Source organism: Micromonospora ureilytica, assembly GCF_015751765.1.
Classification (GTDB): Bacteria; Actinomycetota; Actinomycetes; order Mycobacteriales; family Micromonosporaceae; genus Micromonospora; species Micromonospora ureilytica.
Map to the genome: position 1 here is coordinate 5589195 of NZ_JADOTX010000001.1, position 14205 is coordinate 5603399.

Consider the following 14205-nt stretch of genomic DNA (forward strand, 5'->3'; position numbering starts at 1 on the left):
CGTAAGCCGGGCCCGCCGGGCTCGGCTGGTACGAGCCGCCGTAGGGCGTTCCCGCGCCGCCACCGTAGGGCGCGCCGGGCGCCGCACCGTAGGGCGGGGTGGGTGGGCCGCCGTACGGCCCTGGGTGCCCCTGCGGTGCGGGCGGGTACGACGGGACCGCCGGCGGGTAGGTCTCCGGCGCGGGCGGGTAGGGCTGCTGCACCGGGCGACCCGGCGTCTCATCGGGTCTCTGGCCACGCCACGACCCCGGGTGGCCGCCCCCCGGTTGTCCGTAGTTCGTCATGCCGCCCTCCTGCACGAGTGGTGAGAGGCCGGCCACCAAAGCGCGACGCGGACTCCGAGGTCACCGTAGCGTGGTCCACTGATGAGCTCACCTTCACCGAGCGCCACGGCCCTCGCCGGTGGTCGCGCCAGCGCCACGCCGACTCTGATCTGGACCGCGTTGATCGTGGTCTACCTGCTCTGGGGGTCGACCTACCTGGCCATCCGGATCGCCGTGGAGACGCTGCCTCCGCTGCTGTCGGCCACCCTCCGGTTCGCCGTGGCCGGCCTGATCCTGGCGGTGGTGCTGCGACTACGCCGAGGCCCCGGCGCGCTGCGGGTGGACCGGCGGCAACTCGGCTCAGCCGCGTTGGTCGGGGTGCTCCTGCTCGCCGGTGGCAACGGCCTGGTGGTGCTCGCCGAGTCGGGGCCGCCGGGCGTGGCGGTGCCGTCCGGGATCGCCGCGCTGCTGGTGGCCACCGTGCCGCTGCTGGTGGTGCTGTTGCGCTCGGCCACCGGGGATCGGCCGCCGATCTGGACGTTCGCCGGCGTCACACTGGGCTTCGTCGGCCTCGTCCTGCTGGTGCTGCCGGGCGGTGGTTCGGCCGCGGTGCCGCTGCTCGGGGCGTTGACCGTGGTGGCGGCGGCCGCCTCCTGGTCGGTCGGGTCGTTCCTGTCCGGACGGATCCGGATGCCCGCCGACCCCTTCGTGGCCACGGTGTACGAGATGCTGGCCGGCGCGCTGGTGCTGGCCGTCGTCGCCGCCGCTCGGGGCGAACTGGCCGACTTCCACCCCGCGTCGGTCAGCACCCGGTCCTGGTTGGCGCTGGGCTACCTCATGGTGGCCGGCTCACTGGTGGCCTTCACCGCGTACGTCTGGCTGCTGCAGAAGGCGCCGATCTCGCTGGTGTCGACGTACGCCTACGTGAACCCGGCGGTCGCGGTGGCGCTCGGCGCGCTGCTGGTGGCCGAGCCGATCACCCCGCAGGTGCTGCTCGGCGGTGCCGTCATCGTCGCCGGGGTCGCCCTGGTGGTGACCACCGAACGGCCGCGTCGGGCGGGCACGGGATCACGATCGGGGGACACACCGGTGCGTGACCGCCAGTAAGGTCCGGCCCATGTCGGCCGCCGCGCTGGTGTCGATCGCTCTGCTCGGTGCGCTGGTCGGCCTCGGCGTACCCCCGGTGTCGCGGCGCTTCGCCACGGCGTACGCCCGGTCATGGGCGTTTCCGGGGTCGCAGCGGGTCCGGTGGTCCTGGGTCGACCCGATGGTGGCGGCCAGCGTCTTTGTCGGCCTTGCCGTCGCCGTGGGTCACAACCCGGCGCTGCCGGTCTTCCTCGCGGTCACGGCGGTCGGTCTGGTGCTGGCGCGGGTCGACCTGGCCTGCCTGCGGCTGCCCGACCCGCTGGTCCTCGTCGCCGGGCTGCTGGCCCTCGGGGGTCTGACCGCTGCGGCGCTGCTGTCCGGCACTCCCGGCCGGCTGCTCGGCACGCTGGGAGGTGCGGCGGTCGCGGGCGCGGCGCACGTGCTGCTGGCCCTGCTGCCTGGCTCCCGGCTGGGTTTCGGGGACGTGAAACTCGCCGCCGTCCTCGGCCTGCCGCTCGGCTGGTTGGGGAGGGACGCCCTGCTGGCGGGGCTGCTCCTGCCGCACGTGCTGCACGGCGGCCTGGTGCTCGGCCTGCTCGCCGCCCGAAAGGTGCACCGGAACACCCTGCTACCCCTCGGCCCGGCCCTGCTGACCGGCGCCTGGCTAGCTGTCCTCCTCACCTAACGCACCCACCCCGCCCCGGCACCGTCGATCTTGCAGTTTCTGCGCCGGCATAAGGTTCATCCCACGCAAAACGACGACCGAAAGTGCAAGATCGGCGGGGCGGGGCCGGCGCGGGCGCGGGGGTTAGATCAGGCGGAGTTGGCGGTCCTTGGGGCGGCGGGGTTCGGCTTCGCCGAAGCGTTCGAAGAGGCCGGGGTCGATGGCGCCGAGGAACGGCGAGGGGGCGCAGTCGCGCTCGGTGCCGTGGCGGAGGCGGCGGGCGGCGTGACTCACGTACAGCCGGTCCTGGGCCCGGGTCAGGCCGACGAAGAAGAGCCGGCGCTCCTCGGCGATGGCATCCTCGTCGGGCGTTGAGCCCGGCCAGCGCAGCGGCAGCAGCCCGTCCTCGACGCCGACCAGGAAGACCACCGGGAACTCCAGGCCCTTCGCGGCGTGCAGGGTGAGCAGGGTGACCGCCTCGGCACGCGGGTCGAGCGCGTCCACCTCCGCGCCGGTGGCCAACTGCGACAGGAAGGTCTCCAGGTCGTCGCCGCAGCGTCGGGCCAACGGGGTCAGCAGGTCCACAGCCGAGCGGACGTCCTCGGGACGGACCGCGCTGCCCGCGCCGTCCAGGGTGGGCACGGCGAACCGCTCCGCGACCACCTGACCGGCCAGCCGCACCCGGGCGGCCAGCGAGCCGGCCAGGCCGTCGGCGTGTCGTAGCTCGCGGGCGATGGCCGCCACCCCGGGCCGATCCCGCAGCCGGTCGTGGGAACGCTTCTGTACGGGGATGTTGGCCCGGGTCAGGGCGTCCACGATCGGGGCGGCCTGCGCGTCGGTGCGGTACAGCACGGCGATGTCGGAGAACGACAGCGAGGTGGACCGGCCGTCGATGCGCCCGGAGTCCAGTGAGCGGTGCGAGAGCCCGCCGACCAGGTCGTCGACGGTACGCACCACGAAGTCGGCCTCCTCGGCGACGGACCCCGCCGGATGGCGTCCGACCAGCGGGGCCTCCGGGTCGAGCCGCGCCGGATCCAGTCGTCGGCCCCGGACCAGCGAGGACGGTGCGATGGCCTGCACGGCGGCGGCCAGGATCGGGGCCGACGAGCGGTAGTTGCGGTTGAGCCGGACCAGTCGGGCGTCGGTGAAGTCCTCGGAGAAGCGCAGGAAGTAACCGACGTCGGCACCCCTGAACGAGTAGATCGCCTGGTCCGGGTCGCCGATCGCGCAGAGGTTGCCGTCGGCGGGGCTGAGTAGCCGCAGCAGTTCGTACTGCACCTCGTCGACGTCCTGGTACTCGTCGACGAAGATCCACCGCCAGCGGTCCCGGTACCGCTCGACCAACTTCCGGTCGGCCCGCAGCAGCTCCACCGGCAGGGTCACCAGCTCGTCCAGGTCGACCAGGTCCTGTTTGCGCAGCAGCGACGTGTAGGCGGCGCTGTCGTCGCCGGCCTCGGTGCGGGCTGCCGCCCGCTCGGCGTCGTCGGCGATCCGGAAGTCGGCCGGAAGGCCCGCCGTGTCGGCGTTCTCCCGCAGGATGGTCATGCCCAGCGCGTGGAACGTACCCACTGTGACGTCCTCGGCTACCGGGCCGAGCAGGCCGTCGAGGCGGTGTCGCAGCTCCTCGGCGGCCCGGCGGGTGAACGTGATAGCGAGGCAGTGCTCGGGGAAGACGTTCAGCTCCGCGCAGAGGTACGCGATCCGGTGGGTGAGCGTCCTGGTCTTGCCGGTGCCCGGACCGGCAACGATAAGCAGCGGGCCGCCGGGTGCGGAGGCCGCCACCCGCTGCATGGCGTCCAGTCGGTCCAGCAGGCCGGTGCCGACTTCTTCCATGCCGGAGAGCATCGGCTCGAACGGCTCGTGCGGAGACGGCGGCGACGCGATCGGCGGTGCGGGCGTCGGAACCGGCTTCCGCTTCGGCTCCGACTTTGCCGCCGCCGGGCGCTTGGCCGCGACCCGGGGAGCCGGCTCGGTGGGCCGTCGCTGCGCCGGCACGGGTACGTCGAAGAGCGTCTCCTGCGCGCCCAGCTCGGCCCTGTCGAAGAGCGTGATCACGCCGTACTCGCCGTCGTAGCCGGGCACTCGGCGGACGTCGCCGCGCCGCAACCGCCCGATGCCCTCGGCGAGCAGCTCACCACCGGCCTGGGCGATCTCGGTCAACGGTGTGGTGGTCAGGATCTCCAGCTCGGGGCCGAGTGCGGCCAGCAACTCGTTGAACCGTCCCTCGACCTTCTTCGACCGGGCGCCCACCTTGTTGATCTCGCCGAGGATCTCGGCCAGCGGCACCAGGTGGGTGACGTCCCGGGCGTGCGCCGGCCGGTGCCCGTCGGGGCGGTCGGCCAGCTCCTCGACCCGGCTGAGGACACCCACGGTGAGGGGTTTGCCGCACTCGGGGCAGCGACCGTCGGCGGCCCGGGTGCGCTCCGGAGACCAGTTGACCCCACACAACCGGTGCCCGTCCGCGTGGTACTTGCCCTCCTCCGGGAAGAACTCGATGGTGCCGGCCAGGCCGGCACCGGTACGCAGCGCCTCCCGAACGGAGAAGTAGTCCCGTTCGACGGTGAGCACTGTCGCCTCCCGGCCGAGGGCCGGGGGTGAGTGCGCGTCCGAGTTGGACACCAACTGGTAGCCGTCCAGGCTGCCGACCCGCCAGTTCATCGCGGGGTCGGAGGAGAGGCCGGTCTCCACGGCGAAGATGTGCTCGGCCAGGTCGGCGTAGCAGTCCGCGATCGCGTCGAAGCCGGACTTCGAGCCCAGCGCGGAGAACCAGGGCGTCCAGATGTGCGCCGGCACCAGGTAGCCGTCCGGGCTGGCCTCCAGGGTGATCTCCAGCAGGTCGCGGGAGTCCAGTCCGAGGATCGGCCGGCCGTCGGAGCCGAGGTTGCCGATCCGGCCGAGCGTGGTGTTGAACCGGGCCACCGCGTCCAGGTCCGGCAGGTAGATCAGGTGGTGCACCTTGCGGGTCCGGTCGTCCCGCTTGTAGATGGTGGAGATTTCCACGCTCAGCATGAACCGGACCGGGTCCGCCTCCGCCGTGCCGGCGAGTCGAGGTGGCAGCCTACGGGCGATGTCCCGCTCCGCCTCCGGGTCGAGCCGGTACAGCCCCGGCTCGGCCGGACGCAGCGTCTCCCGCAGGTGGTCGTACCAGGCGGGGTGGGTGAAGTCGCCGGTGCCGAGCAGGCCGATGCCCTTACGCCGGGCCCACCACGCGAGGTTCGGCAGGGTGAGGTCACGGCTGCACGCGCGCGAGTACTTCGAGTGGATGTGCAGGTCCGCGACGAATGGCGGTAGGCCACCGGGGGGTACGGCGCTGAACGGGGGCACGCCGCATCCTGTCACGCCCGCCGCGCCGGCCAGCCGCCGCCACGCGCGGACGTGACGTCCGCTATGCCGAGCGCAGCTCGACCAGACTGATCTGCGGCTCCGCGCCGACCCGGACCGGCGGCCCCCAGAAACCGGCGCCGTTTGTCACGTAGACCTTGGTGCCGTCGACCTCGCCGAGCCCGCTGACCACCGGCTGCTCCAGCTTGACGGCCAGATTGAACGGCACCATCTGCCCGCCGTGGGTGTGCCCCGACAGTTGCAGGTCGACGCCGTACCGGGCCGCCTCCTTGGCCGCCAACGGCTGGTGCGCGAGCAGGACCACGGGACGGCTCGGGTCGCGGTCACCGAGGGCAGCGGCGAAGTCCGGGCCGGCGGCGAGGCCGGTGCCCGCCCCGGTGAGGTCGTTCACACCAGCCAGGTCGAGCACACCGCCCCGGGCCTGGATCTCCTGCCGCCGGTTCTGCAGCACCCGCAGACCGAGTCGGTCGACCTCCTGGACCCACTCCTCCACGCCGGAGTAGTACTCGTGGTTGCCGGTGACGAAGAAGCTGCCGTAGCGGGAGCGCAGGTCGCGCAGCGGCGCGGCGGCCGAGCCGAGTTCGGCGACGGAGCCGTCGACCAGGTCACCGACGACCGCGACGATGTCCGCGTCGAGCCGGTTGATCGCGGCCACGATTCGCTCGGTGTGTGCCCGGCCGCGTAGCGGGCCGAGGTGGATGTCGGAGACGGTGGCGATGCGCAGACCGTCCATGCTGCGGGGGAGTTTGGCCAGCGGGATCCGTACCCGGTCGAGGTGGGGCGGGCCGAGCGCCGTGCGGATGCCGTACCCCGTGACGCCGGTGGCGGTGAGGCCGGCGAAGATGGCCGCCCCACGGGCCAGCAGCAACCGGCGGGACGGGTCGTGGTCCGGTGCCGCGACGGCGCCGGCGGCCGGCGGCTCGGTCGGCCCGGCGGCGCCGACCAGCACCGGCTCGGGCGCCGCGGTGGTCGGTTCCGCGGCAACCACCCGGCGGCGCAGCACCAGCCGGGTGACAAGCATCGGGACTTCCAGCACGACCAGTACGACAAGCAGGTAGAACATCAGCGCGAGCCACAGGTAGCCCGGCCAGGCGAGCCAGTAGAGCCCGGCCTGCGTCCCGGCGAGGGTGACCGGCACGAGTAGGGCCAGCACCAGGGCGGCGATCCCGCCGACCCGTCGCCAGCGGCCCGGCGTGGTGGTGTCCCGAACGAGTCGCTTCCACAGGTAGAGGTGGATGAGACCGGTGACCAGCGCCAGGACAGCCACGAACCCCACAACCGCCATCATGTGTGCGCCTCCCTCAGCCGCCCGCGAACGGGGGCAGGACATCGATCGTGGCCCCGGCCGGTAGGGGTGCCTGACGATCATGACAGGTGACGCCGTCCACGAGGAAACTCGCGACCCGCAGCACCCCGGCGAGCCGGTCGCCGTGGCGCTGGGTCAGCTCGGCCGTGAGGTCGTCGAGGGACCGCCCTCCGGGGAGGGCCTCCTCGGCGCGGCCGGCGGCGGCACGGGCGCCCGCGAAGTAGCGGACGGTCAGCGGTGTCCCCTCCATGCTCAACCTCCGATCGCGGACATCGGGCGGGTCGGCTGGAGGAAGGTGGGGTCGTCGATGCCGTGCCCGGCGCGCTTGCCCCACATCGCGGTACGCCAGCGCCGGGCCAACTCGTCGTCGTCCACGCCACTGCGGAGCGCGGCGCGTAGATCGGATTCCTCGGTGGCGAAGAGGCAGGCGCGGACCTGGCCGTCGGCGGTCAGCCGGGTGCGGTCGCAGTCCCCGCAGAAGGGGCGGGTGACGCTGGCGATCACACCGACCCGGGCCGGGCCTCCGTCGACCAGCCAGGTCTCCGCCGGTGCCGCGCCGCGCTCGGCCGGGTCGGGGCTGAGATCGAACACGGTACGCAGGGACGCCAGGATCTCCTTGGCGGTGACCATGGTGTCGCGGGCCCAACCGTGCTGGGCGTCCAGCGGCATCTGCTCGATGATCCGCAGCTGGTAGTCGTGATCGAGGGCGAAGCGGAGCAGCGCCGGCGCCTCGTCCTCGTTGACACCACGCATCAACACTGAGTTGATCTTCACGGGGCTGAGCCCGGCGGCCGCCGCCCCGGCGAGCCCGGCCAGCACCGCGTCGAGGCGGGGGCGGCGGGTGAGCTCGGTGAACCGGGCCGGGTCCAAGGTGTCCAGTGAGACGTTCACCCGATCCAGGCCGGCCGTCCGCAACGCCGGGGCCAGCCGGTCCAGGCCGATGCCATTGGTGGTCAGCGAGACCCGGGGGCGGGGTTGGAGGGCGGCGACCGCCGTCACGATGTCGACCAGCCCGCTGCGGATCAGCGGCTCACCGCCGGTGAACCGCACCTCGGTCACGCCGAGCAGCTCGACAGCCACCCGGACCAACCGGACGATCTCCTCGTCGGTCAGCAGCTCGGGGCCGGCCAGCCAGGGCAGACCTTCCGCCGGCATGCAGTAGGTGCAGCGCAGGTTGCACTTGTCAGTGAGGGACACGCGCAGGTCCCGAGCGACGCGGCCGTACCGGTCGACGAGGACGCCGTCGGTCCCCGGGGCGACGCTCACCTGTCGACCGTAGCGCGCTCGGCCCGGCTCAGGACGGCGCGGGCGGTCTGGACGACCATATCTCGGAAGCTGGCGCCGAAGAGTGCGGTGTGCACGAGCAGAAGGTGCAGCTGATGCAACGGCACGCGCTCACGCCAGCCGTCAGACAGCGGCCAACTCTCCTGGTAGGCGGCCAGCACCCGATCCAGGTGGGGGACGCCGCCGAAGAGGGCGAGCTGGGCGAGATCTGTTTCACGGTGGCCACCGTGCGCCGCCGGGTCGACGAGCCAGGCCCGGTCGTCGGCCCCCCACAGCACGTTGCCCGGCCACAGGTCGCCGTGGATGCGCGCGGGCGGCTCGTCGCCACCGAGCCCGTCGAGGTGATCGATCACCTGCTCGACCACTGCGAAATCGGCACTTGTCAACGCGCCACCGTCGACCGAACGTCGCAGGTAGGGGACGAGACGCCGTTCGGCGAACCACGTCGACCAGCGCCCGCCGGTGGGGGTGTTGTCCTGTGGAAGCGAGCCGATGAAACCGGGCCAGGTCGCACCGAAGGTGGTCGCGCCAGCCCGGTGCAGCCCGGCCAACTCCCGGCCGAAGCGCTCCGCGGCCTCCGGCGTCGGCTCGCCGGGCTCCACCCAGTCGAGCGCCAGCAGATCCGGCAACACCACGATCACCTCGGGTACGGCGACAGCGCCTGCCTCCCGCAGCCAGCGCAGGCCGGCGGCCTCGGCGGCGAAGAAGCCCTCCGGCGCCGGTCGGTCGGCGGCCTCCGGCCAGGACTTGGCGAAGACGGAGTGGCCGTCGTCGAGGGTGAGCCGGGCGGCGGCGCAGATGTTTCCACCGGCGACCGGTGTCTCCCGGAGCCGCTGATGGGTCCGGAAGGTCGGAAGGTGTGCCGGATGCGCGCGCAGGTACGCCAGGTCCATTCGCGCACGGTAACCGCTCCTTACGACAGCCAGGTGTCGCCCGACGACATCGGCGCTCTTTCCGCACTCGTAGGTGTGGCATGAGCAGGGAAAACACGCACAGTAACTGTGGATAAGCCGCGTGTCGTCCACAGGGGTAGCAGGGCCCGGTAGGCCCGCCGCAGGCTTCCGACATGACCTCGATCGAACGCCCTCAGCTCGCCGTCCGCTCACCCGCCGACCTGATCGCCGCGGTGCCGTACCTGCTCGGGTTCCACCCCACCGACAGCGTGGTCGCCGTGGCGCTGGTCGGCCGACAGATCATCTTCGCCGCCCGCGCGGACCTGCCCGATCCGAGCGATCCGGGCGGGCTGGCCGGGCACCTGGCCGGTGTGATCCGCCGGCAGGGCGCGGAGGCCGCCACGGTGGTGGGCTACGGGCAACCGGAACGGGTCACTCCGGCCGTGGACGCGGTACGCGACGCGCTTGGCGAGTTCGGCCTGCACGTGCTCGACGCGCTGCGGGTGACCGACGGCCGCTGGTGGTCCTATCTCTGCACCGAGCCCGACTGCTGCCCGCCCGAGGGTCGCCGCTACGACCCGACCGCCAACCGGGTGACCGCCTCGGCGGTCTTCGCCGGCCAGGTCGCACTCCCCGACCGGGCCGCCCTGGTGGCGCAGGTGGCACCGGTGGACGGCCCGGCCCGGGAATCGGCCCGCGCGGCCACCGCCCGCGCTGAGCTGAGACTGGCCGAGTTGATCGAGCAGGCGCCCGAGAGCGACAGGCTCGGCGCTCGGGCGCTGCGCTCCGCCGGGGTGGTGGCGGTCCGCGAGGCCCAGCGCCGGCAGCGGCGTGGTGAACGGCTCGACGACGACGAAATGGCCTGGCTGACAGTGCTGATGACCCACCTGCCGGTCCGCGATCACGCCTGGGAACGCACCGACGGTCGGGACCGGGACATCGCCCTCTGGACCGACGTGCTGCGCCGGGCCGAGCCGGAGGCGACCGCCGCTCCCGGTGCGTTGCTGGCGTTCGCCGCCTGGCGCGCCGGTCAGGGCGCGTTGGCGGCGGTCGCGCTCGAACGCACGCTCAGCCTGCACCCCGACTACTCGCTCGCCCTGTTGCTGGACGACCTGCTCCGGCGTGGCGTGCCCCCGGCCGAGCTGGACGGCTGGCCGTCGGTCGGGATGCCCGGGGTCATCCGCCCCCGCAAACGGAGCCGACGTGGCCGCCGCTGACCGGTCCCGCGTTCCGCGTGGTAATACCGAGGGTGCTACCGGAATTGATAGGCTGACGGACGTGACCGTGAAGCGCTCCGTGAGCCTCCCCGACGACGTCGCGGAGTGGCTCGACCAGCAGCCCAACGTCTCGGCCGCCATCACTGCGGCGGTGCGGGCCCAGATGGACGGCACGCACCTCGACGAGGTGCTCCGGCGCGCCGGCATCGAGGTGACCGAGGCGGGCAGGGCGCGGTGGCGCGAGCGGTTGGCGACACCCATTCCGGCGGACGCTCTGGCCGAGGGGCGCCGGATGTTGGGGCGTGCCGGATGAGCGATCAGATCGCTGTCGTGTTCGACGCGTCGGCGTTGACGGCCTACCTCGAGGGCAACGTATCGGTGGGGGAGTTGATGCTGGAGGTCGCCGACGAGGGTCGGCAGGTGGCCATCCCCGCGGCCTGCCTGGCGGTCGCGTTCGCGAGCGTGGCCGACGAGATCGATGCCGCCCTCCTGGCCCTGATGATGACTGCACCGATGATCCGTCTGCTGCCGCTGGCCGCCGGGGACGTGCGAGACACCGGCAAGCTTGCCCGAGCTGTGGACGGGGACATCTCGTTCGGCCATGCCGCGAGCGCGGCACTCACCCATGAGGCGCACTACGCGACAGTGCAACCCAAGGAGGCGGCGAAGGTCCTACCCGCCAGGTGGAGCATCCTCGACCTGGCCTGAGCGTTGATCAGGGTGTCGAGAGCGGTAGGCGGACGGCTGGTGGCAGTGGTGCCAGCGTCGGACTTGTCTGGAATGACTGGATCATGAATGCCGCGAAACGACGGGCCCCTGCCAGGCGGCTGGCGGGTGACTCGGCTCGGATGCCTTCGTTGGCCATCAGCGCCAGGATCAGGTCCTCCAGAACGAAGTCGTCCCGAAGTTCTCCTGTGGCTCGCGCGCGGTCGACGAGTTCGGCCAGCATGCGCAGTGTTCGGGTGCGATCGGCGGTGAAGCCGGCCTCCTGGGGAAGCTGACTGATGAAGGCGCGGGCGAAGCCTCGATCGTGGGCGTGCGTCTCCATGAGCTTCTCCACCACCAGGCGGAAGCCCAGCCAGGCGTCGGGCTGGGCGAGGCCCTCCTCGACTATCGCCGAGCAGATGGTCATCTGTTCCGCGAATGCCTCGGCGAGCAGCGCGTCCTTGGTGGGGAAGTGCCGGTAGATCGTGGCTGCGCCCACCTGTGCCCGCCGTGCGATCTCCCGGATCGGCACGTCGAGGCCGTTGGTCGCGAACGCCAGGCGAGCGACGGCCAGGATGCGTTCCCGGTTGTCGCGCGCATCGGACCGCTGGGCTTGTCTCACTTCGACCGTCACCGGTCTCACTTTAGCTAACCGGACGGGGTGCTCCGTTACGGTTCGGCCCATGAGAGCTGTCGTATTCGCCGCATTCGGGCCGCCCAGCGTCGTGCACGTCGCCGAGGTCGTGGCCCCCCACGCCGGGCCGGGTGAGGTCCGCATCGCCGTCCGAGCCTCCGGGATCTCGACGGGGGAGGTGCTCATTCGCTCCGGCAAGCTGGCCGACATGGTGCCCGTGACGTTCCCGTACCGGACCGGCTTCGAGGCGGCTGGCGTGGTCGACGAGGTTGGTGACGGCGTTACCGACGTCACCCTCGGCGATCAGGTGTTCGGCATGGCCTCGTCGGTAACGCGAGGCGCCAACGCCGACCACGTGGTGCTGAGCGCGTGGGCCGCCAAACCCGCCGCCTGGAGCTGGGAGGAAGCGGGCGGCGCTGCCGGCAGCGTCGAGACGACCACCCGCGTTCTCGATCGGCTCGGGGTCGCAGCGGGGCACACCGTGCTGGTGAACGGCGCGGCTGGCGCGGTCGGCAGCGTCGCCGTTCAGGTCGCAGCCGCCCGTGGCGCCGTCGTCATCGGCACGGCGAGTGAACGCAATCATGACTTCCTGCGTTCGCTCGGCACGGTGCCGACGACGTACGGCCCCGGGCTGCCCGACCGGGTCCGCAGGCTGGCGCCGGGCGGGGTCGACGCGGTGTTCGACTGCGCCGGAGGAGCACTGCCCGACCTGATCACCATCGCCGGAGCTGCGGCACGCGTGGTGACGATCGCCGACTTCGCCGCCGCCGCCCACGGCGTGCACCTGTCGCACGGCGCACCTGCGGATCGGACTGGCAAGGCAGTGGGGTCCGGTGCCGACGTGCTCGCGGTACACGGCCTCGACATCGCGGTGCGCCTTGCCGAATCCGGTCGGCTGCACATTCCCGTCGCGGCCACGTTCCCGCTGACCGAGGCTGCTGCCGCACACGAGTTGAGCGAGGCGCGCCACGCACCCGGCCGGATCGTTCTGGTCAACTGACGTTGTTACCCGCCGCGGTCGACCCGACCGCCCGGGGCGGGTCCCGCGGGCGACACCATCCGTCGAAGGATGTACGCGTTGCTCCTGTTCACGGCCGACGCGGCAGGGCCACCGCCGCCGGAGAATGATCTCGTGGCCGTTCACCGCGTAGGCATGACATGACCCCCGAGTTGCTGCTGTCGCTGGCCGGGCTGGCGTTGATCGACAGCACCAGCATCGGCACCCTCTTCATCCCGGTCTGGCTGCTGCTCGCCCCCGGGCCGGTCAACGTCCGGCGGATCCTGGGCTACCTCGCCACCATCGCGGTGTTCTATCTCGCGGTGGGGCTGTTGCTGGTCTGGGGCGGCAGCACGCTGGGCAACGCGCTGGGTGGCGCCCTGGACAACCGAGGTGTCCTCTGGGCGCAACTCGTCCTGGGCGTGGGAATGCTGGTGCTCAGCTTCCGCTACGACGGCAAGCGGCGTCCCCGTACCGGTGGTGTTTTGCGCTGGCGGGACCGGGCCACCGCCGGAGACTCCTCGGCCCGCTGGTTGGTCGGGCTCGCGCTGCTCGCGGCGCTCGCCGAGGTGGCGACCATGCTCCCGTACCTCGGTGCGGTGGGTCTGTTGGCCACCTCGGGGGTGGGAGCGGCAAGCGTGGTGTTGCTGCTCGCCGGGTACTGCCTGGTCATGGTGCTGCCGGCGGTGGTGTTGCTGGGTGCCAGGGTGGTCCGCCCGCGACTGGTCGAGCCGGTGCTGGCCCGCCTGAACACCTGGATCGTCACGAAGGCGGGCAGCGCGTTGGGCTGGATCCTCGGCATCGCCGGTTTCCTGATCGCCCGCGACGCCGCCGCACGGCTGGCCCTGTTCGACCTGATCGACCGGATCGGTCGCTGACGGGCCGCCCCGTCAGGCCGGTTGCTCCACGGTGATGCGGTGCGGCCCGGTGTAGACGTTCATGGTCCGCCCGCGCAGGAAGCCAACGAGCGTCATCCCCGCCTCGTCGGCCAGTTCGGCGGCGAGGGTGCTCGGGGCGGACACTGCGGCCAGCAGCGGCAACCCCGCCATCCACGCCTTCTGGGTCAGCTCGAAGCTGGCCCGACCGGAGACCAGCAGCAGATGCCCGGTGAGCGGCAGCCGGCGTTCCCGCACGGCCCAGCCGATCACCTTGTCCACGGCGTTGTGCCGGCCCACGTCCTCCCGGAGCACCACCAGCTCACCGTCGGGGGTGAACAGCCCCGCCGCGTGCAGCCCGCCGGTCCGGTCGAAGCCGCGCTGGGCGGCGCGCAACCGGTCGGGCAGTTCGGTGAGCAGCGCGGCCGGCACGGTGAGTGGATCCTCCGCGACCGGGAACAGCGACCGGGTGCGTACCGCGTCGATGCTGGCCTTGCCGCAGACCCCACAGGAGCTGGTCGTGTAGAAGTTCCGGGACGGGTCGGTGGTCGGTTCCGGCACGCCGGGGGCGAGCACCACGTCCACCACGTTGTACGTGTTCGGTGTCTCCGCGCCGGCGCAGAGCTGCGCGGTCAACACGTCGTCGGTCGACCGGATCAGCCCCTCCGTCAGCAGGAACCCGATGGCCAGGTCCAGGTCGTCGCCGGGGGTGCGCATGGTGACGGCAAGCGGCCGACGTTTGCCGGGACCGGCCGCGCCGACCCGGATCTCCAGCGGCTCCTCCACGGCGAGCGTGTCCGGTCGGCGGACCGACCCCCGCCCGGCGGTCGCCGCGTCCAGGTCGATCCGGAGTACGCCCCGTCGATCAGTTGCCCGTCCCATCCCGCCATCCTCCACCCAGCACCCCCAAACCCCCACCCTCGCCCCAACCCCTCACACC

At 72.3% G+C, this 14205-nt stretch carries 14 protein-coding genes; 7 read left to right on the plus strand and 7 right to left on the minus strand.

Features of this window, described 5'->3' with window-relative positions; translation table 11 throughout:
* Nucleotides 1-364: 364 nt before the first annotated feature.
* Entirely contained in the window at nucleotides 365-1369 is a 1005-nt protein-coding gene (locus IW248_RS25520; protein ID WP_196928981.1) for an EamA family transporter, read from the plus strand.
* On the plus strand, nucleotides 1356-2033 hold the full coding sequence (locus IW248_RS25525) for an A24 family peptidase (protein ID WP_307788228.1): 678 nt from the start codon (nucleotides 1356-1358) through the stop codon (nucleotides 2031-2033). The genes IW248_RS25520 and IW248_RS25525 overlap by 14 nt, the downstream gene beginning before the upstream one ends.
* A gap of 123 nt (nucleotides 2034-2156) precedes the next feature.
* Here the strand turns inward: IW248_RS25525 and IW248_RS25530 are convergent, their stop codons facing one another.
* From IW248_RS25530 to IW248_RS25550, 5 genes are all read right to left on the minus strand, one after another.
* Nucleotides 2157-5336: a UvrD-helicase domain-containing protein gene (locus IW248_RS25530; protein WP_196928982.1), complete on the minus strand. Its 3180-nt coding sequence runs from the start codon at nucleotides 5334-5336 to the stop codon at nucleotides 2157-2159.
* A gap of 61 nt (nucleotides 5337-5397) precedes the next feature.
* Complete coding sequence (locus IW248_RS25535) at nucleotides 5398-6642, minus strand: metallophosphoesterase (protein WP_124819772.1); 1245 nt, start codon at nucleotides 6640-6642, stop codon at nucleotides 5398-5400.
* Nucleotides 6643-6655: 13 nt separating this feature from the next.
* Nucleotides 6656-6910 carry a MoaD/ThiS family protein gene (locus IW248_RS25540; protein WP_196928983.1) on the minus strand — a complete coding sequence of 85 codons (255 nt, stop codon included), beginning with the start codon at nucleotides 6908-6910 and terminating at the stop codon, nucleotides 6656-6658.
* Nucleotides 6911-6912: 2 nt separating this feature from the next.
* On the minus strand, nucleotides 6913-7926 hold the full coding sequence (gene moaA, locus IW248_RS25545) for a GTP 3',8-cyclase MoaA (RefSeq protein WP_196928984.1): 1014 nt from the start codon (nucleotides 7924-7926) through the stop codon (nucleotides 6913-6915).
* Complete coding sequence (locus IW248_RS25550; protein WP_196928985.1) at nucleotides 7923-8837, minus strand: fructosamine kinase family protein; 915 nt, start codon at nucleotides 8835-8837, stop codon at nucleotides 7923-7925. Before IW248_RS25550 ends, moaA begins: the two co-directional genes overlap by 4 nt.
* Before the next feature lie 173 nt (nucleotides 8838-9010).
* On the opposite strand from IW248_RS25550, the gene IW248_RS25555 reads away from it, so the two are divergent.
* The 3 genes from IW248_RS25555 (at nucleotide 9011) to IW248_RS25565 (ending at nucleotide 10762) form a co-directional block, all read left to right on the plus strand.
* Nucleotides 9011-10054 (plus strand): DUF4192 domain-containing protein, encoded by a 1044-nt coding sequence (locus IW248_RS25555; protein WP_196928986.1) that lies wholly within the window; start codon nucleotides 9011-9013, stop codon nucleotides 10052-10054.
* Between the two features lie 61 nt (nucleotides 10055-10115).
* A complete protein-coding gene (locus tag IW248_RS25560; RefSeq protein ID WP_196928987.1) occupies nucleotides 10116-10367 on the plus strand; it encodes a hypothetical protein in 252 nt (83 codons plus the stop codon).
* The gene (locus IW248_RS25565; protein ID WP_196928988.1) at nucleotides 10364-10762 is read left to right on the plus strand and encodes a hypothetical protein; all 399 of its coding nucleotides are present in this window, start codon (nucleotides 10364-10366) and stop codon (nucleotides 10760-10762) included. The genes IW248_RS25560 and IW248_RS25565 overlap by 4 nt, the downstream gene beginning before the upstream one ends.
* Nucleotides 10763-10769: 7 nt before the next feature.
* On the opposite strand, the gene IW248_RS25570 is transcribed toward IW248_RS25565, so the two are convergent.
* Nucleotides 10770-11393 carry a TetR/AcrR family transcriptional regulator gene (locus IW248_RS25570; protein WP_307788229.1) on the minus strand — a complete coding sequence of 208 codons (624 nt, stop codon included), beginning with the start codon at nucleotides 11391-11393 and terminating at the stop codon, nucleotides 10770-10772.
* Between the two features lie 49 nt (nucleotides 11394-11442).
* Between IW248_RS25570 and IW248_RS25575 the strand changes: the two genes are divergently transcribed.
* Together IW248_RS25575 and IW248_RS25580 are read left to right on the plus strand one after the other, a co-directional pair.
* Complete coding sequence (locus IW248_RS25575) at nucleotides 11443-12393, plus strand: NADP-dependent oxidoreductase (RefSeq protein ID WP_196928990.1); 951 nt, start codon at nucleotides 11443-11445, stop codon at nucleotides 12391-12393.
* Between the two features lie 158 nt (nucleotides 12394-12551).
* On the plus strand, nucleotides 12552-13268 hold the full coding sequence (locus tag IW248_RS25580; RefSeq protein ID WP_196928991.1) for a GAP family protein: 717 nt from the start codon (nucleotides 12552-12554) through the stop codon (nucleotides 13266-13268).
* A gap of 12 nt (nucleotides 13269-13280) precedes the next feature.
* Here the strand turns inward: IW248_RS25580 and fdhD are convergent, their stop codons facing one another.
* The gene (fdhD, locus tag IW248_RS25585; RefSeq protein ID WP_196928992.1) at nucleotides 13281-14147 is read right to left on the minus strand and encodes a formate dehydrogenase accessory sulfurtransferase FdhD; all 867 of its coding nucleotides are present in this window, start codon (nucleotides 14145-14147) and stop codon (nucleotides 13281-13283) included.
* Nucleotides 14148-14205: the final 58 nt, after the last annotated feature.